The 24386-nt window shown below is 61.2% G+C and carries 24 protein-coding genes; 11 read left to right on the top strand and 13 right to left on the bottom strand.

What is annotated here, in order from left to right:
• Positions 1–3 precede the first annotated feature (3 nt).
• Both NANH_RS0103860 and gabT read right to left on the bottom strand, forming a co-directional pair.
• The gene (locus NANH_RS0103860) at positions 4–1323 is read right to left on the bottom strand and encodes an aspartate aminotransferase family protein (RefSeq protein WP_027260841.1); all 1320 of its coding nucleotides are present in this window, start codon (positions 1321–1323) and stop codon (positions 4–6) included.
• Positions 1324–1518: 195 nt separating this feature from the next.
• The gene (gabT, locus tag NANH_RS0103855) at positions 1519–2934 is read right to left on the bottom strand and encodes a 4-aminobutyrate--2-oxoglutarate transaminase (RefSeq protein WP_081710416.1); all 1416 of its coding nucleotides are present in this window, start codon (positions 2932–2934) and stop codon (positions 1519–1521) included.
• Positions 2935–3146: 212 nt separating this feature from the next.
• On the opposite strand from gabT, the gene NANH_RS0103850 reads away from it, so the two are divergent.
• Positions 3147–3716 carry a cupin domain-containing protein gene (locus tag NANH_RS0103850; RefSeq protein WP_027260839.1) on the top strand — a complete coding sequence of 190 codons (570 nt, stop codon included), beginning with the start codon at positions 3147–3149 and terminating at the stop codon, positions 3714–3716.
• A gap of 29 nt (positions 3717–3745) precedes the next feature.
• Here NANH_RS0103850 and NANH_RS0103845 read toward each other — a convergent pair whose 3' ends face one another.
• Positions 3746–4981, bottom strand: a complete 1236-nt coding sequence (locus NANH_RS0103845) for a cytochrome P450 (RefSeq protein ID WP_051372225.1) — start codon at positions 4979–4981, stop codon at positions 3746–3748.
• A 184-nt stretch (positions 4982–5165) separates the two neighbouring features.
• The gene (ndk, locus tag NANH_RS0103840) at positions 5166–5588 is read right to left on the bottom strand and encodes a nucleoside-diphosphate kinase (protein ID WP_027260837.1); all 423 of its coding nucleotides are present in this window, start codon (positions 5586–5588) and stop codon (positions 5166–5168) included.
• A gap of 187 nt (positions 5589–5775) precedes the next feature.
• Here ndk and NANH_RS0103835 point away from each other — a divergent pair, with 187 nt between their 5' ends.
• Genes NANH_RS0103835 through NANH_RS0103825 form a run of 3 tightly spaced genes read left to right on the top strand, consistent with a single transcriptional unit; the run spans position 5776 to position 8876 of the window.
• Entirely contained in the window at positions 5776–7626 is a 1851-nt protein-coding gene (locus NANH_RS0103835; RefSeq protein ID WP_027260836.1) for an ABC-F family ATP-binding cassette domain-containing protein, read from the top strand.
• A complete protein-coding gene (locus NANH_RS0103830; RefSeq protein WP_027260835.1) occupies positions 7626–8243 on the top strand; it encodes a MarC family protein in 618 nt (205 codons plus the stop codon). Before NANH_RS0103835 ends, NANH_RS0103830 begins: the two co-directional genes overlap by 1 nt.
• 51 nt (positions 8244–8294) lie before the next feature.
• Positions 8295–8876 carry a retropepsin-like aspartic protease family protein gene (locus tag NANH_RS0103825; protein ID WP_027260834.1) on the top strand — a complete coding sequence of 194 codons (582 nt, stop codon included), beginning with the start codon at positions 8295–8297 and terminating at the stop codon, positions 8874–8876.
• A gap of 47 nt (positions 8877–8923) precedes the next feature.
• On the opposite strand, the gene NANH_RS0103820 is transcribed toward NANH_RS0103825, so the two are convergent.
• Genes NANH_RS0103820 through NANH_RS0103810 form a run of 3 tightly spaced genes read right to left on the bottom strand, consistent with a single transcriptional unit; the run spans position 8924 to position 11299 of the window.
• On the bottom strand, positions 8924–9382 hold the full coding sequence (locus NANH_RS0103820) for a DNA polymerase III subunit chi (protein WP_027260833.1): 459 nt from the start codon (positions 9380–9382) through the stop codon (positions 8924–8926).
• Positions 9382–9783, bottom strand: coding sequence for a VOC family protein (locus tag NANH_RS0103815; RefSeq protein WP_027260832.1), 402 nt, complete (start codon positions 9781–9783; stop codon positions 9382–9384). Before NANH_RS0103815 ends, NANH_RS0103820 begins: the two co-directional genes overlap by 1 nt.
• Before the next feature lie 28 nt (positions 9784–9811).
• Positions 9812–11299 (bottom strand): leucyl aminopeptidase, encoded by a 1488-nt coding sequence (locus tag NANH_RS0103810; RefSeq protein WP_027260831.1) that lies wholly within the window; start codon positions 11297–11299, stop codon positions 9812–9814.
• Positions 11300–11430: 131 nt separating this feature from the next.
• Between NANH_RS0103810 and lptF the strand changes: the two genes are divergently transcribed.
• From lptF to rsmA, 6 genes are all read left to right on the top strand, one after another.
• A complete protein-coding gene (lptF, locus tag NANH_RS0103805) occupies positions 11431–12573 on the top strand; it encodes an LPS export ABC transporter permease LptF (RefSeq protein ID WP_027260830.1) in 1143 nt (380 codons plus the stop codon).
• Positions 12570–13673 (top strand): LPS export ABC transporter permease LptG, encoded by a 1104-nt coding sequence (lptG, locus tag NANH_RS0103800; RefSeq protein ID WP_027260829.1) that lies wholly within the window; start codon positions 12570–12572, stop codon positions 13671–13673. The genes lptF and lptG overlap by 4 nt, the downstream gene beginning before the upstream one ends.
• Complete coding sequence (locus NANH_RS0103795) at positions 13670–15817, top strand: LPS-assembly protein LptD (RefSeq protein ID WP_027260828.1); 2148 nt, start codon at positions 13670–13672, stop codon at positions 15815–15817. The genes lptG and NANH_RS0103795 overlap by 4 nt, the downstream gene beginning before the upstream one ends.
• Before the next feature lie 5 nt (positions 15818–15822).
• Positions 15823–17055, top strand: coding sequence for a peptidylprolyl isomerase (locus tag NANH_RS0103790; protein ID WP_245601393.1), 1233 nt, complete (start codon positions 15823–15825; stop codon positions 17053–17055).
• Positions 17052–18017, top strand: coding sequence for a 4-hydroxythreonine-4-phosphate dehydrogenase PdxA (gene pdxA / locus NANH_RS0103785; protein WP_027260826.1), 966 nt, complete (start codon positions 17052–17054; stop codon positions 18015–18017). The genes NANH_RS0103790 and pdxA overlap by 4 nt, the downstream gene beginning before the upstream one ends.
• An 82-nt stretch (positions 18018–18099) precedes the next feature.
• Positions 18100–18939 carry a 16S rRNA (adenine(1518)-N(6)/adenine(1519)-N(6))-dimethyltransferase RsmA gene (gene rsmA / locus NANH_RS0103780; RefSeq protein ID WP_027260825.1) on the top strand — a complete coding sequence of 280 codons (840 nt, stop codon included), beginning with the start codon at positions 18100–18102 and terminating at the stop codon, positions 18937–18939.
• A 12-nt stretch (positions 18940–18951) separates the two neighbouring features.
• Here rsmA and NANH_RS0103775 read toward each other — a convergent pair whose 3' ends face one another.
• The 3 genes from NANH_RS0103775 to prfA form a co-directional block, all read right to left on the bottom strand.
• Positions 18952–19620, bottom strand: a complete 669-nt coding sequence (locus NANH_RS0103775) for a DUF4167 domain-containing protein (protein ID WP_027260824.1) — start codon at positions 19618–19620, stop codon at positions 18952–18954.
• A gap of 232 nt (positions 19621–19852) precedes the next feature.
• Positions 19853–20683, bottom strand: a complete 831-nt coding sequence (gene prmC / locus NANH_RS0103770) for a peptide chain release factor N(5)-glutamine methyltransferase (RefSeq protein ID WP_027260823.1) — start codon at positions 20681–20683, stop codon at positions 19853–19855.
• Entirely contained in the window at positions 20680–21735 is a 1056-nt protein-coding gene (gene prfA, locus NANH_RS0103765) for a peptide chain release factor 1 (protein WP_027260822.1), read from the bottom strand. The genes prmC and prfA overlap by 4 nt, the downstream gene beginning before the upstream one ends.
• 61 nt (positions 21736–21796) lie before the next feature.
• Here prfA and NANH_RS27780 point away from each other — a divergent pair, with 61 nt between their 5' ends.
• A complete protein-coding gene (locus NANH_RS27780) occupies positions 21797–22087 on the top strand; it encodes a hypothetical protein (protein WP_074920572.1) in 291 nt (96 codons plus the stop codon).
• Here NANH_RS27780 and NANH_RS0103760 read toward each other — a convergent pair.
• From NANH_RS0103760 to speB (NANH_RS0103750), 3 genes are read right to left on the bottom strand one after another with little or no spacing between them, the layout of a single operon-like run.
• Positions 22028–22426, bottom strand: coding sequence for a DUF1499 domain-containing protein (locus tag NANH_RS0103760; protein ID WP_322786778.1), 399 nt, complete (start codon positions 22424–22426; stop codon positions 22028–22030). The genes NANH_RS27780 and NANH_RS0103760 overlap by 60 nt on opposite strands.
• Positions 22427–22478: 52 nt before the next feature.
• Positions 22479–23426, bottom strand: coding sequence for an agmatinase (gene speB, locus NANH_RS0103755; RefSeq protein ID WP_027260820.1), 948 nt, complete (start codon positions 23424–23426; stop codon positions 22479–22481).
• A complete protein-coding gene (gene speB, locus NANH_RS0103750; RefSeq protein WP_027260819.1) occupies positions 23423–24385 on the bottom strand; it encodes an agmatinase in 963 nt (320 codons plus the stop codon). Before speB (NANH_RS0103750) ends, speB (NANH_RS0103755) begins: the two co-directional genes overlap by 4 nt.
• Position 24386 lies beyond the last annotated feature (1 nt).

The raw sequence follows: 24386 nt of genomic DNA, 5'->3' as shown, positions 1-24386 counted from the left end.
CCGTCAGATCACCGAGGTGATCGCCCGGTCCAGCTTGTCTGTCAGTTCGTCCAGCTGCACATCTTCGATGATGAAGGGCGGTGCCAGCAGGATATGATCGCCACGCCGCCCGTCAATCGTGCCAGCCATCGGATAACAAATGAGCCCGGCCTGAAACGCAGCTTTCTTGATCTTGGCGGCAACACCGCGCGACGGGTCGAACGGGGCCTTGGTTTCACGATTTTCCACCAGCTCGATCCCCCTGAACAGCCCTCTGCCGCGCAAATCTCCAACATGCGGGTGCTGGCCGAACCGGTCCACCAGCCGCTGATGCAGCTTGTCGCCCTGTTCCCGCACCCGGGACAACAGGTTGCGGTCCAAAACTGCGGAGACCACAGCCAACCCGGCAGCAGCTGCAGTCGGATGACCATTATAGGTGTGTCCATGCTGGAAGAATCCGGAGCCATTGGCGATTGTGTCATGAATTTCGGCTGTGCACAGCATCGCCCCTATCGGCTGATATCCGGCTCCCAGCCCTTTGGCGATACAGGCAATATCGGGTGCAACCCCGTCCTGTTCACAGGCAAACAAGGTGCCCGTCCGGCCCATGCCGCACATCACCTCGTCCAGCACCAAAAGAACGCCGTATGTGTCACAGATTTCACGGATGCGCTTGAAATAACCAGGCGCTGGCGTCAACGCCCCGGCGGTTGCCCCGACCACCGGCTCTGCCATAAAGGCCATTACATTTTCCGGTCCCAGGCGCAGGATTTCATCTTCCAGAGCATTCGCAGCCCGCAGGCCATACTGCTCTGCGGTTTCGCCGTCATGTCGCAGCCGATAGTCGTAGCAAGGATCGATATGACTAATGTCCAGCAGCAACGGGCCGAACTGGGCCCGGCGCCATTCGTTTCCGCCCGCAGACAGCGCACCGATGGTATTGCCGTGATAGCTTTGCTTGCGCGCAATCATCTTGCCGCGCTGCGGCTCACCCTTTTCAACCCAATATTGCCGGGCCAGCTTGATCGCCGCTTCGGTCGCCTCGGACCCACCTGAGACGAAATAGACACGATCCAGTTCGCCCGGAGCGTTGGCAATCAACAGGTCCGCCAATGCCTCGGCCGGTTCCGACGTCAGAAAACCCGTATGGGCAAAAGCCAGGCGGTCGATCTGGGCCTTGATGGCCGCCGTTATCTGGGCATCCCCATGGCCCAGGCAAGACACTGCAGCGCCGCCAGAGCCGTCCAGATATCGCTTGCCCGTGCTGTCGATCAGGTAACACCCCTCTCCCCCGACGGCGGTGGGCGGGTTCAGTTTGGAATGACGGTGAAACACGTGCGACATGATCGAATTCCCTGAAACCGTGAAATGGACCGGTGGGCCGGTCCGCCCTTTCAGTTCTATCCGGAGGTGATTGGAATAGGAATTGTTTTGCCCCCTCAACGGGAGGATCGTGATCAAAATGACAAAAATGGCGCGGAGTGACCCGCGCCATCTGAATGTATATCGTCACCCGAGAAGACCCCCGGTGCCAATCGGTCAGCCCGCCAGGGCATCCGCCAGGGCCGCCTCGAAAATAGCGAGCCCTTCTTCGATAATCGCATCGGACGCCGTCAGCGGCACCATGATCCGCAGGGCATTGCCGTGCATGCCGCAGGCCAACAGGATCAGGCCGCGTTTCAAAGCGTGCGCGATCACCGATTTAGTCAGGGCGGCATCAGGCATCGCGGTTTCGAAATCGGTCACGAATTCGACCGCCAGCATCGCGCCCTGCCCCCGAATGTCCCACATCCGGTAAGGAGCAGTACGAGCGCCGATCTCGGCGAACCGGGCGCGGAATTTCTCGCCCAAGGCCGTCGACCGTGCCAACAGCCCTTCGGAGTCGATTGCCTCGATGGCAGCCAAGGCCGCAGCACAGGCCACCGGGTTGCCACCATAGGTCCCGCCAAGCCCGCCGGGCTGCAACGCATCCATCACCTCGGCACGCCCGATCACACCGGCAATCGGATAACCGCCCGCCATTGATTTGGCGACCGTGATCAGATCCGGCACAACTCCGGTATGCTCTATGGCAAACCAGGTGCCGGTCCGACCAAACCCGGCCTGAATCTCGTCCGCGATCAGCAGGATGCCGTGGGTGTCACAAATCGCACGCAGAGCCTGCATCATCTCGGTCGGAACCGGAAGATACCCGCCTTCACCGAGAACGGGCTCGATGATGATGGCCGCGATCCGCGCCGGATCGGCGTCGGTCAGCATCAGCGTTTCCAGACCCTTCAGCGCGTCCTCGACCGTCACACCGTTCCGTGCATCCGGGAACGGGGCGCGGAAGATATCGGACGGGAACGGGCCGACGTCCTTTTTGTAGGGCGATACCTTGCCCGTCATACCCAGCGTCATAAGGGTACGGCCATGGTAAGCACCCGAAAAAGCGATGATGCCGGAACGACCGGTGGCGGCACGGGCAATCTTGACTGCGTTCTCGACCGCTTCGGCACCGGTGGTCACCAGCAGGGTTTTCTTGGCAAAGTCACCCGGCGCAAGCTCGTTCAGCTTTTCAGCCAGCGCCACATAGGGCTCATAGGGAACAACCTGGAAGCTGGTGTGGGTATACAGATCTTCCTGCGCCTTGGCCGCGGCAATTACCTTGGGGTGCCTGTGGCCCGTATTCAGAACGGCAATGCCACCGGCGAAATCGACATAGCGGTTGCCCTCTACATCCCACAGTTCAGCGTTCTCAGCGCGTGCGGCAAACACCGGCGCAGCCGAAGCGACACCGCGCGGAACCGCAGCTTCGCGGCGCGCCAACAGGACCGCATTGCTCGCGCTGGATGCGGGCGCGGCTGTTGCAGCCGGGACTTTGGCGGCAACCGCCTTGGGGGCTGCGGCCTTGGCTGTCGTCCGCCGTGCACGGGGTTTGGCGGGGGTCTTTTTGGTGTTGGTCAAAGTGGTCATTTGGACACTCCGGCTCGAGGGCAATCTTGATGAAAATTATAATATCCGGATCAATATTATTGTCAACAACATCGAGAAAGGCGCACAAACCTTGTCATTTCAGGAATTTACTCACTAATAATCTTTTGTTTTCAAGTGCAAACAAAGATTGACCTTTACCTCAATCCTGCGTTTAATATTTAAAGCACCGGATAAACACCAAGGTGAGTGACGTGGACATCGGCGGCAGACTCAGGAACATGCGCGAGACTCGCGGCCTGACCCAACGCGACCTGGCGGCGCGCGCCGGACTGACCAACGGTGCGATCTCGCTGATCGAGCAGAACAAGAGCAGCCCCTCGGTTGCATCGCTCAAACGTCTGCTGGACGCAATCCCGATTACCATGTCCGAATTCTTTTCGGAATTCGAGGAGAACAGCACCGCGAAGTATTTCTATGGAGCGGACGAGCTGACCGAACTGTCGCCACAGGATGGCGGTCCGGGCAATGGCACGCCACGGGTGTCGTTGCGCCAGGTTGGCGATGCATCACGACACGCCTTGCAGATGCTGCACGAGATTTATCCACCAGGTGCGGATACCGGACCCGATCCCATCAGCCACGATGGCGAAGAGGCGGGTGTGGTGGTGTCGGGAATAATCGAAATCACGGTCGAAGATCAGACACGGGTGTTGAACCCTTGGGATGGCTACCTGTTCGACAGCCGACTGCCGCATCGGTTCCGCAACATCGGCGAGTGTGATTGTGTCATCATAAGCGCCTGCACGCCGCCAACGTTCTGAGTGTCTCCGGTTCGTGCCAGGGGTTTGGGTCACCCCAATTCCGCCGGCAGCGCTGCATAGCCGCGAAACCGCATGCGGCCGCCATCGACCCGCCCCGGCTTGATCCGGAAGGCCGGAAAACGGGACAGGAACCGACCGATCGCGATGCGACCCTCCATCCGCGCCAGCGTCAGACCGATACACACATGCGGCCCGCCTGCAAAAGCCAGATGCCGGTTTGGTTTACGACCGATATCAAACCGTTGCGGATCGTCGAATACCGCGGGATCGCGGTTGGCCGCTCCGATGATCAGGTGCAGATTGGTGCCGGGCGCAATGACATGGCCGCCTATTTCGATTTGGGCGCTGGTTTCCCGGTTGCCCAGCTGATTGGGCGACCGAAACCGCAGGATCTCTTCGATCGCAGACGCGATCAGCTCGGGCTGCCTCACCAGGCGCGCCTTTTGATCCGGGTGATCGTTCAGCAGGGCCAGCCCGTTGCCGATCAGGTTGGTGGTGGTTTCGTGCCCCGCATTGAGAATGAAGATACAGTTCTGGATCAACTCGATTTCGCTCAACTGCCCTTCTGCCCCATCGCCCCGGATCAGGCGGGTCAAAACGTCGGTCTCGGGATCTCCAGGCCGCGCACGACGGCGCGCGATAAGATCCTGCAGATATGCCTTGAATTCGGTCACGGCCTGGTGCCCGAGCTCCAACTGTGACGACGACAGGGACGGCTCCAGCGCCCCCAGGATGGCCAGCGACCAGTCGCGCAGCGGGCCACGTTCGTCCACGGGGACATCCAGAAGGTTGCCGATGATCTGAATCGGAATCAGCGCCGCAAAATCCTGGATCAAATCCAACTGCGGGCGCGACGCCACCGACCCGAGCAACGCATCCACGGCGGCAATCAATCCCGGTTCCATCCGTGCGATTGCACGCGGTGTCAGGGCCGATGCCATGATCCGTCGTACCCGCGTGTGCAGTGGCGGATCGTTGAACACCAGCGACGTGGTATGATGTTCGAACAACGGGCTGCCGGATCCGAATTTTGGGGCAAAAACCGATTTCTTGTCAGACGTGAACAGCGTCGTATCGCGATAAACCCGGTCCAGATCGCCATGTCGCGACAGCAGGACCGATCCGTCAGGCTGCCGCAGCACCGGGGCCCTGCGCAACAGGGCGTCGTAAAAGGGAAAAGGATCCTCGACAAAGCCGGGAGGCGGATTTGCCAGATCGAAACCGCCAATCTCTGCCGCCCCGAGCTCATCCGTTGCAGTATTCATGCGCCACTCTCCCTTGGCGGCAAGGTTCCCGACCCGACGGGACATGTCAATCGTGCCGCGTCTGAAAACCGCACTCCGGCACGGAAACAGGGGCCGCGCCAATTGGAGCGGCCCCTGCCACGACAGCACTACTGTCGCAGGCGTTTTTCGTTCTCAAAAACGCCCCGGAATTTTACAATTCCACTTAGCCGACGAGTTCGAGACCTGAAAAGAAGTAGGCGATTTCGACCGCTGCGGTTTCCGGAGCATCCGAACCGTGAACCGAGTTTTCGCCAACGGATTCAGCGAAATCAGCGCGGATCGTTCCGGGTGCGGCATCCGCAGGGTTTGTCGCGCCCATGATTTCGCGGTTCTTGGTAATGGCGTTTTCGCCTTCCAGAACCTGGACGACCACCGGCTCGGACGACATGAACTCGCACAGTTCGTCATAGAACGGGCGCTCGGCGTGGACCGAATAGAACACGCCAGCCTGTGCCTTGGTCATGTGGATGCGCTTTTGCGCGACAATGCGCAGGCCGGCGTCCTCGAATTTAGCGTTGATCTTGCCGGTCAGGTTGCGACGGGTTGCATCGGGTTTGATGATCGAAAAGGTGCGTTCCAGAGCCATTTTGGGCGTCTCCTTGATTATCGGCCGCACACTCTGGCAGCCGGGTAACTGATGGCGCGCGCCTAGCATGTCCTCTTTGGTTAGGAAAGGGCGCAATTGGCCCCCGACTGCACCTGCCCCCAATCAATGGCGCAGACCGTTCAAAAGGTTCTTTCAGCTTTGCGCAATCTGCACTATTGCCCTGCCCATGTTACGCATCACCGATATTACATATGCCGTTGAAGGCCGCCCGCTGTTCGAATCCGCCAGCGCCACCATTCCCACCGGCCACAAGGTCGGGCTGATCGGGCGCAACGGGGCTGGCAAGACCACCCTTTTCAAACTGATCCGGGGCGAATTGCACCTTGAGGGGGGCAGCATTACCCTGCCCGCCCGCGCGCGCATCGGCGGCGTGGCGCAGGAAGTGCCCGGCAACGAAGTATCGCTGCTGGACACGGTTCTGGCCGCCGATACCGAACGCGCATCCCTGCTGGCCGAAGCGGAAATCGCCACCGACCCGAGCCGTATCGCCGAGGTCCAGACCCGTCTGGCCGATATCGACGCCTGGTCGGCCGAAGGGCGTGCCTCGTCCATTCTGCGCGGACTGGGATTTGAAGCCGAAGAACAGCTGATGCCGTGCTCTGCCTTTTCCGGCGGCTGGCGGATGCGCGTTGCTCTGGCGGCGGTGTTGTTTGCACAGCCCGATTATCTGCTGCTCGACGAACCGACCAATTATCTGGATCTGGAAGGCGCATTGTGGCTGGAAAACTACCTGGTACGCTATCCGCATACAGTCATCATCATCAGCCACGACCGCGAATTGCTAAACCGCTCGGTCGGCGGCATCCTGCATCTCGAGAATCGCGGCCTGATCTATTACACTGGCAACTACGACCAGTTCGCCCGCCAGCGCGCCGCGAACCGCGCGGTGCAAGCGGCAGCAGCCAAGAAACAGGATACAAGGCGTGCCCATCTGCAGGCCTTTGTCGATCGGTTCAAAGCCAAGGCCAGCAAGGCGAAACAGGCCCAGAGCCGGGTCAAGATGCTGGAAAAGATGGAAACCATCCGCGCGCCCGAAGACGCGGCGCGCACGGTGTTTTCCTTTCCCGAACCCGAGGAACTGTCGCCCCCCATCATCGCCACCGAAGGCGTCCAGGTCGGCTATGGCGACACGGTCGTGCTGCGCAATCTGAACCTGCGGATCGATCAGGACGACCGGATCGCCCTGTTGGGCAAGAACGGCCAGGGCAAATCGACCCTGGCAAAGCTGCTCAGCGACCGGTTGGCCCCTTTGGCGGGCAAGATGACCAGTTCGAACAAGCTGCGCATCGGGTTCTTTGCCCAGCATCAGGTCGAAGAGTTGCGGGTTGACGAAACGCCGCTGCAACATCTGCTGCGCGAACGCCCTGCAGAGGGGCAGGCGAAATTGCGCGCGCGGCTGGCCGGGTTCGGGCTGGGCGCAGATCAGGCCGATACCGCAGTCGGGCGGCTGTCGGGCGGGCAAAAGGCCCGGCTGTCGCTGCTCTTGGCTACCCTGCCCGCGCCGCATCTGCTGATTCTGGACGAACCGACCAACCACCTCGATATCGAAAGCCGCGAAGCCCTTGTCGAAGCGCTGACAGCCTATTCCGGCGCGGTGATTCTGGTCAGCCACGACATGCACCTTCTGTCGCTTGTGGCCGACCGTCTGTGGCTGGTCAGCGACGGAACCGTCAAACCCTATGACGGTGATCTGCCATCGTATCGCACGCTGCTCTTGAGCCGGGACAAACCCGCTTCCAAATCGGGGGCCGGGACCGCCAAACCCAAACGCCCGTCGCGCGATGCCATCCTTGCGCTGCGCTCCGAAGCGCGCAAGGGCGAGGAGCGGGTGCAGAAACTGAACCAGATGCGCGACAAGCTGGCCGCCAAATTGGCCGACCCAAGTTTGTATGAAGATGGCAAGAAGGGCGAGGCCGAAGTCTGGCAGCGCAAATACGCCGAAGTGATGGAGGGGCTGGACCGCGCCGAAGCCCTGTGGATGAGCGCTCTTGAAAAGCTTGAGAGAGCCCAGGCATGATCGTGGACACGGCCTTTCTGATCACCGCCTATGTCACTCTGTTCGTTGTCATAGATCCGATCGGACTGGCGCCGCTGTTCATGGCCATAACGCAGGGTTTGGACGCGGCCCGCCGACGTTCGATTGCGGTGCGGGCCTGTCTGACCGCGATCATCATCCTGTCTGTTTTCGCGGCTTTCGGCGAAGCGGTTCTGAATTTTGTCGGCATCTCGATGGCAGCTTTTCGCGTGGCAGGCGGGGTTCTGTTATTTCTGACCGCGCTGGAGATGCTGTTCGAGCGGCGCAGCAAAAGGCGCGAAGACCAAGCCGAAGACGAAAGCCCGGACCCTTCGGTTTTTCCACTGGCGATTCCATTGATCGCCGGCCCCGGTTCCATCGCCACGGTTATCCTGTTGTCCGGGCAGAAGCCCGGAGCCGAAGGCCTTTTTATGGTCATAGGGGTGATGATCGCAGTTGTCACGGTGGTCCTCCTGTTGTTTCTGGCCAGCGGATTGCTGGCCCCTGCCCTTGGCAAGACCGGCATAAATGTGGTGACACGCCTCTTGGGCATGCTTCTGGCGGCACTGGCGGCGCAATTCGTACTGGACGGATTGCGTGATTTCGGTTTCGCCAGCTAGCAAGCGCACCCAGCGCACCTATATCTTGGGTAACAATTACGGAAGGTGCCAATGACGTCGTTTGAATGGGGCAACCTGATCTATCTGATCCTGATGCTGGGCATGGTGTTGACATGGTTTCTGGCCCGCAACAGGCAGTCGATCGGCAAGACCGTGCAACAGGTGCTGGCTTGGGGCTTGATCTTTGTCGGCGTGATTGCCGCCATCGGCATCTGGGACGATATCCGTCAGACGCTTCGACCCAGCCAGGGTATGATCACCGCCGACGGCCAGATCGAAGTCCCGCGTGCCAACGACGGGCACTACTACCTGACATTACTGATCAACGATAGCCCGGTGGAGTTTCTGATCGACACCGGCGCGTCGGACATGGTGCTGACCCATGCAGACGCCAAACGGGTCGGTGTCGACCTGGACGGGCTGGCTTATGTCGGACGCGCCAATACCGCCAATGGCACGGTCCGCACAGCCCCGATCAAGCTGGAGCGGGTGGGTCTGGGTCCGGTGCAGGATCGCAACGTGCGGGCCTGGGTAAATCAGGGCGAAATGGATCAATCGCTGCTGGGCATGGCCTACCTTCGCCGCTGGGAGCGGATCGAAATCACGGGCGATGCGCTGGTCTTGACGCGCTGACGCCCTTGCCGCGAAAGAACGCGGGGCAAAGACCCGTCAGCCCCGGATCAGCGTTCCGCCTTTTTCTCCCATCGCCCGGATTCTTCTGACCAGTATTGCGCAGAACATCCCGCATCGGTGAGGCTTTTCCACTGCGCGCGCGCGCGCTCGATCGCCGGCCCGTTGTTGCCGTCAAACAGCACGCAAACCCGCTGCATTCCGGTAACGTCTTGGGCAGAGACCGCCGCGCCATCCACCGCCATCAGGCAAGCGGGTGCGTTTGCGGCCGACGCCTCTGTGGTCAACAGGATTGGCTGGTCTGCATCATACGACCCGCCCGCCAGACCGTGCGGCAGAAACCCGGCGTCCGACCCCAGCCACAGCTGTTCGTCAAGCCAGGCCAGACGCTCTGAATCGGTTCCGCGAACCACGATTCGCCACCCCGCATCGAGTGCCTTGTCCAGCAGAACTGGCAGGGTCTGTTCCAGCGGTTTGCGGGTCAGGTGATAAAAATAAACCGCCCCCATCAGGCATTCGCCGCCAGAGGATCGTAATCGCCAAAGCTCCAGATATGGCCCTCGGGATCGCGCACTGTGAAATTGCTGCCGCCATAATCCTGCGTCTCGAGCGGCAGAACCACATCCGCATCATTTGCCAATACCCGCGCGTGCAGCGCCGCGACATCCGCAACCACGACATAGATCGTGGTGGTTTCTCCACCGGCACGCCGGGGATCAACCATGAAAGCGTCAAAGGCGCCGCTCTTTTGGGGGCCGAACATCATCACCCCCTGCCCCTGCCGGATCTCGACATGCAGGATCGCCCCGTCTTTGCCTCGATGAACCGCATGCGGCGTCAGCCCCAGCACCTCGGTGACAAATTTCAACGCGGCTTCGCAGTCGCGATATCGGGTGGCAGGGATCAGCATGTCGGGCTCCTTTCGCGCCGGGGCCTGATTATTCTTCTATTTCGAACCGGTCCCGCACCAACCGGTTCAGCGCCGCAACGCCCCATCCGGTGGCCCCTTTGGGGGCAAAATCGGTGTCGGATTTGACCGAGGCAACCCCGGCAATGTCCAGATGAATCCACGGGGTCTCGTCCTTGACGAAACGGGCCAGAAACTGCGCCGCCGTGATCGAGCCCGCCGGGCGGCCACCGGTATTCTTGATGTCAGCGATGCGCGACTTGATCAGATCGTCATACCCCTTGCCCAAGGGCATCCGCCAGGCACCTTCGCCCTCGGCCTTTGCCGCCTTGAGAAATGCGTTGCACAGCGAATCGTCGTTCGAAAACACACCGGCATTGTCATGTCCCAGCCCGACGATGATCGCCCCGGTCAGAGTCGCCAGATCGATCATGCCCGCCGGTTTGAACCGTTCCTGTGCATACCACATGACGTCACACAGAACGAGCCGGCCCTCGGCGTCGGTATTGATCACCTCGACCGTGGTCCCCTTCATCGACCGGATCACGTCGCCGGGTCGTGTGGCGTTCCCGGAAGGCATGTTTTCAACCAGACCGACCAAACCGACCACATTGGCCTTGGCCTTGCGAGATGCCAGCGCACGCATGGTGCCCGCGACAACACCCGCACCGCCCATGTCCATGGTCATGTCTTCCATCCCCGCCGACGGTTTCAGCGAAATACCACCGGTGTCGAACACCACACCCTTGCCCACCAGTGCCAGCGGCGCATCGTCAGGATTGCCCCCCATCCACTGCATCACCACCACCTTGGACGGGCTGACCGAGCCCTGTCCGACCGACAGCAATGTGCGCATGCCCAGTTCAGCCAGCGTGTCTTCGTCCAGCACCTCGACAGTCAGTCCGAGATCCCGCATTTCGACCAGACGGTCGGCGAATTCGGTGGTGGTCAGAATATTGGCGGGTTCGTTGACCAGATCACGGGTCATATGCGCGCCCTCGGCCACGGCCAGCAACGGTTCCGCCGCCGCCGCCATCTCATCCGGACGAGCGTGACAGATCACGATTTCGCCCGGGTCATCGGCCTCGGCCTCTTCGCCAGCGGTCTTGTAGGCATCGAACCGATAATCCCGCAACGCCAGCCCCAACGCCAGATTGTCCGCCTGCCTGGCATTTCCGGCCAGCAACATCAGCGCCTTGGTGCCCTTGAGCTTGGCCAGTTCCGCGCCAGCCTTTCGTGCGGCTACCGGGTTGGACTGCCGGGCCAGCACCAGCACGTCCAGTGCCTCGGCCGCCATACCGGCGGGCCAGGCCAGCGAGATCACCTGACCCGATTTCGCCTTGTCGAACCCTTCGCTTTCCAACAGGCGGGCCACCGCCCCCTTGGTCAGCCGATTGGCCCGCCGCGCGCCGGGATCCATCTTGCCATCCGGCGTGACCAGGATCGCCACCCGCCCCGTCGCTTGGGCGATGGCATCCAGGTCGGTGGCTTGGAAACGGATCGGTGTCAAACTGCTCATCTTTGGGCTCCATATGTGTTTTGCCCACAGCTACCGCGCGGTGCCCGGCTTGACCAGATAGCAGTTTTCCCCGCATAGGAAGTGCATTAGGGTCACGCCCAAGAAAATGCAGGCAAGAGCGAGGGATCAAGGTGTCACGTTACGACAGATACGTCCTGTCGCAATACCTGGTATTGTTCGGCTTTTTTGCGCTGATCCTCGTTGCCGTGTTCTGGATAAACCGGGCGGTCGTATTGTTCGACAATCTTATCGGCGACGGCCAATCGGCGATGGTGTTTCTGGAATTCACCGCGTTGACCCTGCCCAATCTGATCCGCATGGTCCTGCCGATGGCCGCCTTTGCAGCCGCTGTCTATGTCACCAACCGTTTGAACGGTGAAAGTGAGATGACCGTGATGCAAGCCACCGGATCCAGCCCCTGGCGGCTGGCGCGTCCGGCGCTTGTCTTCGGCCTGATCACTGCCGCGATGATGAGCATCCTGACCCATGTCCTGCTGCCGGCCTCGACCAGCCAACTGGCAATCCGCGAGGCGGAAGTCGCCCGCAACGTCACCGCCCGGCTGTTGACCGAAGGCAGTTTCCTGCACCCCGCGCCCGGCGTGACGTTCTATATCCGGCAGATCGACCCGGACGGCACCCTGAACGACGTGTTCCTGTCCGACCGTCGCGATCCCGAACAAACGGTGACCTACACCGGTGCCGAAGCCTTTCTGGTGCGCGACGGCGATCAGGCAAACCTGATCATGGTCGACGGTCTGGCCCAGAGACTGGACACGGCCACCCTGACCCTGTCCACCACCGTCTTTCAGGACTTTTCCTATAACATCAGCTCGCTGCTCAAGGAGCGAGCGGCCAGAAGCCGCAGCATCCGGTCCATTCCGACGATCGAACTGATGACAGAGCAGAATCAGATCTCAGCCACCGAAGACTTTACCCCCGGGCAACTGGCCGAAGAGCTGCACCTCAGGTTTGCCCGTGCCCTGATCTGCATCGCGGTGACGCTGATCGGTTTTTCAACCTTGTTGCTGGGCGGATTTTCCCGCTTTGGCGTCTGGCGGCAGATATTGCTGGCCTTTGTGCTGTTGATCGTCCTCGAAGTACTGCGCGGCGTTGTGTCCGATCCCGTTCTCGAAAACCCGCGCCTCTGGCCTCTGCTCTATCTTCCAACCGTGGCCGGGATAGCCACGGCGATGCTGTTTCTGCAAATGGCAGGGCGCCCCTTGCCACAGCCGTTCTGGCGTCGGGCAACCAAAACGGCCGAGACAGCACCATGATTCTGGACCGGTATTTCGCACGGCGCTTTATCCAGAGTTTTCTGATGATCGGAGCGGTATTCCTGTCTCTGATCATGCTGATCGACCTGATCGAACAATTGCGCAAATTCGAGGGCCAGGACGTGAGCTTTGGCCAATTGTTCCGCCTGATGCTGCTGAACGCCCCGGCGGCGGTGAACGAGATCCTGCCTCTGCTGATGATTCTGTCAACCATCGTGCTGTATGTCGGGCTGGCGCGCAGCAGCGAATTGGTCGTCACCCGGGCCACCGGACGATCCGGCATTCGCGCATTGCTGGGGCCTGTGCTGGTGGCGTTGATCATCGGCGTGCTGGCGGTCAGTACCCTGAACCCGATCGTGGCGGCGACATCCAATCGCTATCAGCAATTGGCCGACACCTACCGTACCGGCGGCCCCTCGGCCCTGTCGCTGAGTGGCGAAGGGCTGTGGCTGCGTCAGGGCGCGGCGCGCGGACAATCCGTCATCCATGCCACTGGCTATGGCGGCGGCGAAGAAGACGTGGTGTTGTTCGACGTCTCCATTCTGACCTATGCCGCTGGCGGTGGTCCGGTGCGCAGGATCCATGCCAAAAGTGCTGAGTTGCAGCAAGACGAGTGGATCCTGAAACAGGCCAAGGTCTGGCCCCTCGTGACCGGGTTGAACCCGGAAACCTCGGCCGCCTATCATGACACGCTGCGCATCCCTACCACCCTGACCGAAGACCGGATCCGCGACAGTCTGGGTCGCCCCACCGGCATTTCCATCTATGACCTGCCCGACACCATCCGCCAGTTGAAACAGGCTGGTTTCTCCACCAAACGACACGAAGTCTGGCTGCAGGTCGAACTTGCGCGCCCGGTGTTCCTGATGGCGATGGTGCTTGTGGGCGCGGCCTTTACCATGCGGCACACCCGGTTTGGCGGCACAGGTGTCGCCGTTCTGACTGCGGTTTTGCTGGGGTTCGGACTGTACTTCATCCGCAACTTCGCGCAGATCCTGGGGGAGAATGGCCAATTGCCGGTGGTATTTGCTGCATGGGGTCCGCCCGTGGCGTCGATCCTGCTGACATTTGGCCTGTTGTTACACGCCGAGGACGGATGAACCGGATTTTTTGCATATCGCTGGGGCTGACCGTGTCGCTGGCCCTTTGGCAGCCGGACCCGGTCCATGCACAGGACGGGCCGCCGGCCGAAACCGCCATGCCCGCGATGTTGGTTGCGGACAGCGTATTCATCACACCCGAGCGCCAGTTGATTGCCGAAGGCAATGTCGAAGCGCTGCAGGGAGATGTCCGGATTCGCGCAACGCGGATCACCTATGACCGTGACGCCGGCACGATGTCCATTGATGGGCCGATCCGGATCGAACAGGGCGGCGAAATCACCATCCTGGCGGACGCCGCCGAAATGGACTCTGCGTTGCAGAATGGCCTGCTCAGCGGGGCGAGAATGGTGCTGGATCAACAGTTGCAGATGGCGGCGCTGCAGATGTCTCGGGTCAGCGGGCGCTATACGCAATTGTACAAGACCTCGGTGACGGCCTGCCACGTCTGCGAAGACGGCAGCCCGCCCCTGTGGCAGATCCGGGCCGGACGGGTGATCCACGATCAGCAGGAACGGCAACTGTATTTCGAGGACGCCCAGTTTCGGGTTCTGGACGTGCCCATCGCCTATCTGCCCCGATTCCGCCTGCCGGACCCGACACTCGACCGCGCCAGAGGTTTCCTGGTGCCGTCGATGCGCACCACTACGCAGTTGGGCACAGGAGTCCGAATCCCCTATTTCATCCCGCTGGGAGAAGACAAGGACCTGACACTGGCGCCGTATGTGTCGCCACAAACTCGCACGTTGGATTTTCGCTATCGTCAGGCCTTCCGCACGGGCAGCGTGGCGTTCGAGGGTGCCTATACGCGCGATGATCTGATACCCGAGACCTGGCGCGGCTATCTGTTCGGCTTTGGAAGGTTCTCGTTGCCGCACGATTTCAACCTGCGCTTTGACATCGAAACCGTCTCGGACAATTCCTATGTCGCTGACTACGATCTACCGGATGTGGACCGGTTGCGCAGCCAAATCGCGCTGGACCGTATTCGGCGCAACAGCGCCTTTCAGGCCGATGTCATCCATTTCCGTTCCTTGCGCGATGACGAGATCGATTCGAGCCAGCCGCTGTTGATTGGCGATCTCTTCTATGAACGCCGTCTGTTTCCCAGCGTCATCGGCGGCGAGTTGCGCCTGAACTTTGAGGCACATGGTCACGAGCGCAATTCCAGCGAGGATCGGCTTGGCCGAGATGTCGTACGCACAACGGCCGATGTGGACTGGCGCCGGACCTGGATCACCGGACAGGGGCTGCGCGCGGACTGGCGCATGGGTATCTCAGCGGATCTGTTCAAGATCTATCAGGATAGCAACTATCCCGACGACATATACCGCCACACCCCGCGTGCGGCTCTGACACTGAGCTATCCGATGCAAAAAACCCGGGCCAACGGAGTCGCGTACTACCTGGAACCGTTGTTGCAGGTCGGGTGGACCGAGGTAAACGGCGCGCAACCCCCGAATGACGAAAGCACCTTTGTTGAATTCGATCAGGGCGATCTGGTGTCCCTGTCCCGGTTCCCGGCACCGGATCGGCGCGAGGATGGCGCAACTGTCGTCTACGGGCTGAACTGGTCTCGCCACGCGCCCTCGGGGTGGCAGGCATGGGCGACCATCGGACAGGTGTTCCGCACGACCGCCGATCCGTCTTTCACCGATACATCGGGGCTGTCAGGGACTTCATCGGCCATATTGGTCGCCGGGCAACTCAAGACCGACTATGGATTATCTCTGACCGGACGCAGCCTGATCGATGGCTCTCTCAGCCTGTCCAAGGCCGAATTGCGCGGCAACTGGAACAGTGAGCGTCTGAACCTTGCAGGCACCTATCTGTGGCTGGGTTCGGATCTGGACGAGGGGCGCACTCAGCCATTGTCCGAATTGTGGTTCGACGGCGACTATCAAATCAATCCAAGCTGGACCGCCGGCGCCGACCTGCGCTATGACATTTCAGACGAACGCGCGACCCGCGCCGGTGTCGGTCTGATCTACCGCAACGAATGCGTAACGGTCGATGTTTCGGTCCGGCGTCGCTATACCTCATCGACAAGTGTTGAGCCTTCGACCGATTTCGGCTTTACCATCGCGCTAAACGGCTTTGCCGTCCAAGGCGGAACAGAAAAATACAGGCGAGCATGCAGTTGACCCAAATGCCCAAAATCCAAACCCTCATGCCCGCCCTGTGCGGCCTTGCCCTGACCCTTGCAATTGCCCCACTGGCGACTACCGCAACGGCTCAGGGGCTGTTTTCGCCCGTCATCACCGTGAACGAACAGGTCATCACCCGGTTCGAGCTGGAACAACGCGCGGGACTGCTGCAACTGCTCCGGGCGCCGGGCAATCCCGAAGCGCTCGCGCGCGAGGCGCTGATCGAGGATCGTCTCAAGCTGCAGGCTGTCAAGGACGCCGGAATTGCCATCACATCCGAAGATATCGAGGCCGGGCTGGACGAGCTGGCCGGGCGCACCAACCTTTCTACCGAAGAGTTCATCGCGGCAGTGGAACAGGGCGGCGTGGCGGTCCAGACGCTACGCGATTTTGCCGAGGTCAATGTTGCATGGCGCGACCTGATCCGAGCGCGTTTTCTGGCCCAATCCCGCCCGACCGACACCGAAATCGACCGCGCGATGGGCTCCCAGGGTGGGGGCAGCGGCGTGCGCGTCCTGTTGTCCGAGATCATCATTCCGGTGACGCCACAAACAACCGAACAGGTCGACGATTTGGCCCAGCAGATTGCGCAGGTCAAAGGATACGACGCGTTTTCACAGGCCGCATCGCAATATTCCGCCGCCCAGACCCGCGCAAACGGCGGCCGGATGAATTGGCTGGACCTGAACACCCTGCCGCCGGGCCTGCGCCCGCTGATACTGGAACTGACCCCAGGCGAGGTGACCGACCCCATCGCCCTGCCCGATGCGGTTGCGCTGTTTCAGATGCGCGGCATCCAGGAAAGCACCCTTGCGGCTCCAAAATATGCCGAAATCGAATACGCGACCTATTATATTCCCGGCGGGCGCACCCCCGAGGCCCTTTCCACGGCGGCCCGTATCGCCCAGGAGGTGGACACCTGCAAAGACCTTTATGGCCTCAACAAGGGCCAGTCGCCCGAACGCCTTCAGGTGGTCACTCAGAAGCCCGGAGAAATTCCGCGCGACATTGCCACCGAACTGGCCAAACTGGACGAATACGAAGTCTCGACCGCGCTGACCCGGTCCGGTGGTCAGACCCTGGTGTTTCTCATGCTTTGTGGACGCACGGCGCAATTGAACCAGGATGCCTCGCGCGAGGATGTTGCAAACGCCCTGATCTCGCAACGTCTGACCGCTTTCGCACAAAGCTATCTGGATCAGTTGCGGGCCGACGCGGTGATCGTTGCGAAATGACCGCGCCGATTGCCCTGACCTGCGGGGAACCCGCTGGGATCGGCCCGGAACTGGCCGTCAAGGCGTGGAAGGCGCTGGGGCGGGATTGTCCTTTTCTGTGGATCGGGGACCGGCGTCATCTGCCTCAAGATGCTCCGGTCGTCGAAATAGATACCCCAGAACAGGCCATTGCAGCCTGTGCCGCCGGGCTGCCGGTGTTGCCCCACCGGTTTGCCGCCCAGACGACCCCCGGCCAGACAGATCCCAACAACGCACGCGGCGTTGTCGAAGTAATCAAGCGTGCCGTTTCGCTGGTTCAATCCGGCCAGGCCAGCGCCGTCTGCACCGCCCCCATCCACAAAAAAGCGTTGATAGACGGGGCCAGTTTTGCCTATCCCGGCCATACCGAATTTCTGGCCGCCCTGGGCGGCCGCAAACGGGTTGTGATGATGCTGGCCAGCGACCAGTTGCGGGTTGTGCCTGCGACAATCCATATCGCTCTGGCAGATGTACCCCACGCCCTGACTCCGGATCTGCTGCGCGAGACCATAACCATCACCGCCGCTGGCCTTCGGGACCGGTTCGGCATCCCGCATCCGCGTATCGCTGTCGCCGGGCTCAACCCCCACGCCGGAGAAGGTGGCGCGATGGGACACGAGGAACTGGACTGGATCGGGCCGCTTCTCGATCAGATGCGTAACGACGCGTTCGCCCTGACCGGTCCGCATCCGGCAGACACCCTGTTTCATGCGGCCGCCCGCAGAAACTATGATGCTGCCGTCGCCATGTATCACGACCAGGCCCTGATCCCGATCAAGACTCTGGATTTCGACCGGGGCGTCAACGTCACTCTTGGCCTGCCCTTTATCCGCACGTCGCCTGATCACGGCACGGCGTTTGACATTGCGGGACAGGGTATTGCCAACCCAACCAGTCTGATCGAAGCGCTAAAACTCGCCCAGCACATGTCGCGGCGCGGCTGACCTCTTCCTTGCAATCATTCCCCCGCCGGAGGCATCAAGGTTCCGGCACAGCCTTGCCCCTTTGCGCGACGGAATCCGGATCATGAGCACCATCGACAGCCTCCCTCCCCTGCGCGAGGTCATCGCGACACACCAGCTTTCGGCGCGCAAATCGCTGGGCCAGAACTTTCTGCTCGATCTCAACCTGACGGCCAAGATCGCACGCCAGGCCGGGGATCTCGCCGATTGCGATGTGCTGGAAATCGGCCCTGGCCCGGGTGGATTGACGCGGGGACTGTTGGCCGAAGGTGCCCGCAGGGTTCTGGCGGTGGAAAAAGACAGCCGCTGCATCGCAGCCCTGCAGCAGATCCAGGCGGCCTATCCGGGTCGGCTGCAGGTGATCGAGGGCGACGCGCTCGCAATCGATCCATTGGCGCATCTGAAACCGCCGATCAGAATCGCCGCCAATCTGCCATATAACATCGGTACCGAGTTGCTGGTGCGCTGGCTGACACCTCCCGATTGGCCACCCTTCTGGAAAAGCCTGACCCTGATGTTTCAGCGCGAAGTGGCGGAACGGATCGTGGCACAACCCGGCAGCAAGGTGTACGGGCGGCTTGCAATCCTGGCGCAATGGCGGTGCGATGCCCGCATCGTGATGTCGTTACCCCCCGAGGCATTCACCCCGCCCCCCAAGATTTCCAGTGCCGTTGTGCATCTGAACGCCTTGGCTCGGCCCCGCTATCCGGCGAATGCCGACAGCCTGTCGCGGGTGGTCGCCATGGCGTTCAATCAGCGTCGCAAGATGTTGCGGTCGGCACTGAAAGGCATCGCGCCGGACATAGAGGACCGCCTGCGCGCAGCCGGACTAAAACCGACTGAACGCGCCGAGCAAGTGTCTCTGGAAGGGTTCTGCGCCCTGGCCCGTATCTTGGACAGCTGAGCGGGCTACAGCCTATTCAGCGGCTTCCGGATTGCCGCCCGTTTCAGGTTCGCTCGCTTTGGCTTTTGCCTTGGGTGGCTTGGGCGCTGCGGGTTTGCGGACCCGGGGCTTGCGGACCGGTTTTTTCGGGGCGCTTTCAGGTGTTTCGACCAGTCCGCTGTCCTCGACATCGGGGGCTGAAATTCCCAAATCCAGCACGTCCGGCTGGGGCGCATCTGCCGGATCGGGCTGAGGTGCTGTCGCAGGGTCAGGCCGAGGTGCCGGAGCTTGATCAGGCCGAGGTGCATTCGCAGCATCGGGCTGCCGTGTGCGCGCCTGGTCGGGCTGGGCTGCCGGGGTTTCGCGCTCCTGACGTTCGGCCCGCTCGCGGTCGCGCTCGGCCTGGCGTTCGCGATTCTGCCGCTCCTGCTCTTCGCGGCGCGCATCCATTTCGCGCTGTGCCTCGCTGAGCAGGCGCAAATAATGCTCGGCGTGTTGCTGAAAGTTCTCTGCCGCGACGCGATCATTTCCTAACTGTGCATCACGCGCCAGCTGGTTATATTTTTCAATGATTTGCTGTGGTGTCCCACGCACCTTACCCTCTGGGCCGGAGCTGTCGAAGACACGGTTGACGACGTTGCCGCCACTTTGGGACCGATTGCGGTTGGACTTCGAACGCGAACGTGTTTTTGATGATCTCATGTACTTGCTGTCAGCCTTGTCTTCGCTGCCTAGTGATCCGTTTCACGCCTCGTGCGTTCAAAATACGCCGGATCATCGACTTTTTGGGCTTGGTGTCGCTCGCACGCTTCAGCAGCATTTGTCGGAGCAACAGAATTGAGTAAGCACGTCCTGTCGTCGTAGACAAGAGTTTCCACAGCTTTTTCCGGATTTTTGACTCGGTTTGACACTTTTGGGCTGCAATTTGCCTAGATCAGGGCCGACGGGCACAGACGACTCTGGGCCGACCATCCAGATCAGGCACCGCCGCAATCCCGTCTAATCCGGCCTCGGCCAGCAAACCGGTCACGGTAGCAGCCTGGGTCGGGCCGATCTCCAGTAACAGCCGTCCGCCCGGCGCCAGATAGTCCATGACTTGCGCCGCAATGACGCGATACGCCCCCAGCCCGTCCCCCCCATCGGTCAGCGCCATTTCCGGTTCATGCTGTCGCACTTCGTCCTGCAGACCGGCCATCTCATCGCGGGCAATATAGGGCGGGTTGGACACGATCAGATCGAATTGTCCCCTTACGGAAGAAAACCAGTCCGATTGCAGAATCTCCGCCCGGTTCTGCACCCTGTGCAGGACAGCATTGGCGCTGGCCTGCAAACAGGCCGCTTCGGAAAGGTCGACCCCCAAACCGATTGCACCCGGGTTTTCCGCCAACAGGGTCACCAGAATACACCCCGAGCCCAATCCCAAGTCCAGAACCCTGTCAAACGGCGCCGACAAGGCTACTTCGATCAGAATCTCGGTTTCGGGCCGCGGATCAAGGACATCGGCGCTGATCTTAAAGCGTCGGCCATAAAATTCGCGTTCACCCAAAAGGTGCGACACCGGGACCCGCACGGCGCGCAGGGCAATCAACTGCTCGTAGCGCTCGCCGATATCCGGGGCCAGATCCTCGGGCGCGATCAAGGTCACACGCGCCGCTTCGATTCGCGCTGCATGAGCCAGCAGCACGCGCGCGTCCCGCGCCGGCTGGTCGATACCGGCGGCACGCAGGCGGGCGGTGGCCGCCACCATGGCCTCGGCAGCGGTCATGTGCCCATCTCGGCCAGTTTGCGCGCCTGATCGTCGGCTGTCAGCGCGTCTATCACCTCGTCCAGATCTCCTTGCACGACCTGATCCAGCTTGTACAAAGTCAGATTGATCCGGTGGTCGGTCATACGCCCCTGGGGGAAATTATACGTGCGAATCCGTTCCGAACGATCTCCGCTGCCCACCTGTGCGGCGCGATCTGCACTGCGCTCGCTGTCAACCCGCTGACGCTCGCGGTCATACAGCCGGGTCTTCAGCACCTGCATGGCGATCTCGCGGTTGCGATGCTGCGATTTTTCCGAACTGGTGACCACGATGCCGCTGGGGATATGGGTGATGCGCACTGCCGAATCGGTGGTGTTCACATGCTGCCCCCCGGCCCCCGAGCTGCGCATGGTGTCGATTCGCAGGTCATTGGCATCGATCTGGATGTCCACGTCTTCGGCCTCGGGCAGAACCGCGACCGTCGCCGCACTTGTATGGATGCGCCCGCCGCTTTCGGTGGATGGCACACGCTGTACCCGATGCACCCCGCTTTCGTATTTCAGCCGGGCAAAAACATTCTCGCCCTTGATATGGGCGACGACTTCCTTGATCCCGCCCAGCTCGGTGTCCTGTTGTTCGATGATCTCCAGCTTCCAGCCACGGGTTTCGGCATAGCGCTGATACATCCGCAGCAAATCGCCCGCGAACAGGGCAGCTTCGTCTCCGCCGGTGCCGGGACGGATTTCCAGCATCGCGGGGCGCGCATCAGCGGCATCCTTGGGCAAAAGACTAAGCAGAAGGGCATGTTCCACCTGCGGCAGGCGTTCGCGCAGGACCGCAAGTTCTTCTTCCGCCAGTTCCTTCATGTCGGGATCGGCCAACATCACGCGGGCCTCGGCGAGGTCGGACACCAGGGTCCGATAGGCTGTGATCTGTTCGACCACCGGACGCAGATCGGAATATTCCTTGGCCAGAATCGCAATGTCCCCACCGTTGGCACCATCGGCCATTGCGGCTTCGAGATACTGAAACCGCTGGGTGATCTGTTCAAGGCGCTCTTCGGGAACCATTGGCAGGGTGTCTTATATCGCGGGGCTTTGGTCAAGGGGCGGGCTGTGCTAGCATTGCCCTATGACACGTTTGATTGCACTTGGATTGTTGCTTGGCGCCTTTCCTGCGATGGCCGATGTGTTGGGACCCAAGGGCAAGGTGCAGGACTGCTATTGCACCGATACCGTTGGCGCGCGGGTCGAGCTGGGCGAAACCATCTGCTTGCAGGTGGACGGGCGCATGTTCATGGCGCAATGCCAGATGTCCCTGAACGTACCGATGTGGCGCGAAGTTCAGCAGGGCTGTATGTCGTCACGGCTGCAAAGCGTCGATCCAACCCTGAACACGGTCGCGGTTCACTCCCATATCTGACCTGCCGAACCGGGCACGGGCATAGATCGTCACGGTCTCGGCATCCTGCTGCACCGTGGTGTAATCCGGGAACCCGAAAAGCGCCGAGCGGGTGACATAGGTCAGCATCCCGGCCCCGGTCGAACCGGCCAGCCGAGTGGTGCGCGGCGATTGCATGACGATCCCATCCAGCCGTTCCAACCCGTCCGGCGCCCCCGAAACCACCCGGATGACACCGTTGCCAAAATCCTTGTCGCCACTTGTCTGCGGCATGACATGCCATGTCTCCGGGTCGCTGGGGGCGAGACGCACATAGCCCAAGAGGACCGCGACAACGGCCAGAACGACCCACAGCGCCACCCTCAGCTTTCCCAAATCCCGACCTCGCCCTCTCTGAGCCGATGATCGCCCATCAGCGTTGCCCGACGCCCGGCAGCACACAGAGCAATTCGTACAACAGGTTCGCCCCCGTCAGCGCCGTATTTCCCGATGGATCATAGGGCGGCGACACCTCGACCAGATCGCAGCCGACGATATTGGCCCCTTTCAGCGCGCGGATCAGGTCCAGCGCCTGAGGCGTCGTCAGTCCTCCGATCTCGGGGGTGCCGGTCCCCGGAGCAAAGGCTGGATCGAGGCTGTCGATATCATAGCTCACATAGGTCGGCCTGTCGCCGATGTCGCGGCGAATCTCTGCACCCATCCGTGCCAGAGAACTGTTCCAAAGTTCGTGCGCCGGGAATTGCTGAAACCCCCAGCCCTGCGCTTCGGAAAAGTCATCCGCACCGTATCCGGTGCCGCGAATGCCGATCTGATAGGTTTTGTCGGGCAGGATCAGCCCTTCTTCATAGGCGCGGCGAAAGACGGTGCCATGGGTTTCCTTTTCGCCGAACATCTCGTCGTTCACATCGGCATGGGCATCCACATGCACCAGCGCGACGGGGCCGTGTTTGCGCGCAATCGCACGCAGGATCGGCAGCGTGATCGAATGGTCCCCGCCCATGGCCAGCGGGATCACGTCATTGGTCAGGATCGCATCGTAACTATCTGATATAATGCGTATACTGTCAGAAAGCGAAAACGTGTTGATGGCCAGATCGCCAATATCGGCCACCTGCAACGCATCAAACGGCGCCGCCCCCGTCGCCATGTTATAGGGCCGGATCATCGCGCTTTCGGCGCGAATCTGCTTGGGGCCGAATCTGGCCCCCGACCGCCACGAGGTCCCGATGTCCATCGGCACACCCAGAACCGCCACATCCAGCCCGTCCAGCGCATTGGCGGGCGGCAGGCGCATAAAGGTGTCGGGTCCGGAAAACCGCGCAAGATCGTTACCGCTGATCGGTTGGTTAAAGTCGCTCATGTCAGTTTATTCCATCCCAGCAGGCACAGGATTTCGGTGGCCACATGCGCCCCCGCAATAGCCGTGGCACCGGTGGTGTCAAACGGCGGGCTGACCTCGACCACGTCCCCCCCCTTGATGTCGATACCGGCAATGCCGCGCAGTATCGCCGCCGCCTGCGCACTGGTCAGACCGCCCCAGACCGGCGTCCCGGTGCCGGGTGCATAGGCCGGATCGAGCCCGTCGATGTCAAAGGTCAGATAGGTCGGATGGTCGCCCAGAATCGATTTGATCTTGTCCGCCACGGCCTTGGGTCCGGTCTCGTGCACCTCGCGCGCGTCGATAATGTTGACCCCCAGCGTATCGGCATTGGTGGTGCGGATACCCACCTGAACCGAACGGGCCGGGTCGACGATGCCGGATTTGACGGCTTTGTAAAACATCGTGCCATGATCCACCCGCTCCATGTCGTCATCGACCCAGGTGTCGGTATGCGCGTCGAACTGCAACAGCGAGATCGGCCCGAATTTCTCGGCATACGCCTTGAGGATCGGGAAGCTGATATAGTGATCCCCGCCCAGCACGACCGACGCCGCCCCTGCCCCCAGGATGCCGCGAATGTGGTCCGTCAGCAGCCCCGGAAAGGACGGCACGTCGGCATAATCGAACGCCAGGTCGCCATAATCGACAATCGCCAGATCGCTCAGCACGTCATAAGGCCAGCCATAGGGCGCATCGGGAGCCTGCAAGGCGCTGGCCTCGCGGATCGCCCGCGGTCCCAGCCGGGTGCCGGGGCGGTTGGTGACCGCCTGATCGAACGGCACCCCCGTGACAGCGATATCGACCCCGGTCAGATCCTTGGAATAGCGTCGGCGCAGAAACGACAGCGCGCCACCAAAGGTCAACTCAAAGGACGGCCCGCGCAGATCTTTGCGCGTAAAGGCCATGTCGATCTGGGTCTTTGCGTCTTCAAGTGCCACG

It is taken from the genome of Sedimentitalea nanhaiensis DSM 24252 (assembly GCF_000473225.1).
GTDB classification, from domain to species: Bacteria; Pseudomonadota; Alphaproteobacteria; order Rhodobacterales; family Rhodobacteraceae; genus Sedimentitalea; species Sedimentitalea nanhaiensis.
The sequence above is the reverse complement of the archived record's forward strand: the minus strand, read 5'-3'. Positions and strand labels throughout refer to the sequence as shown.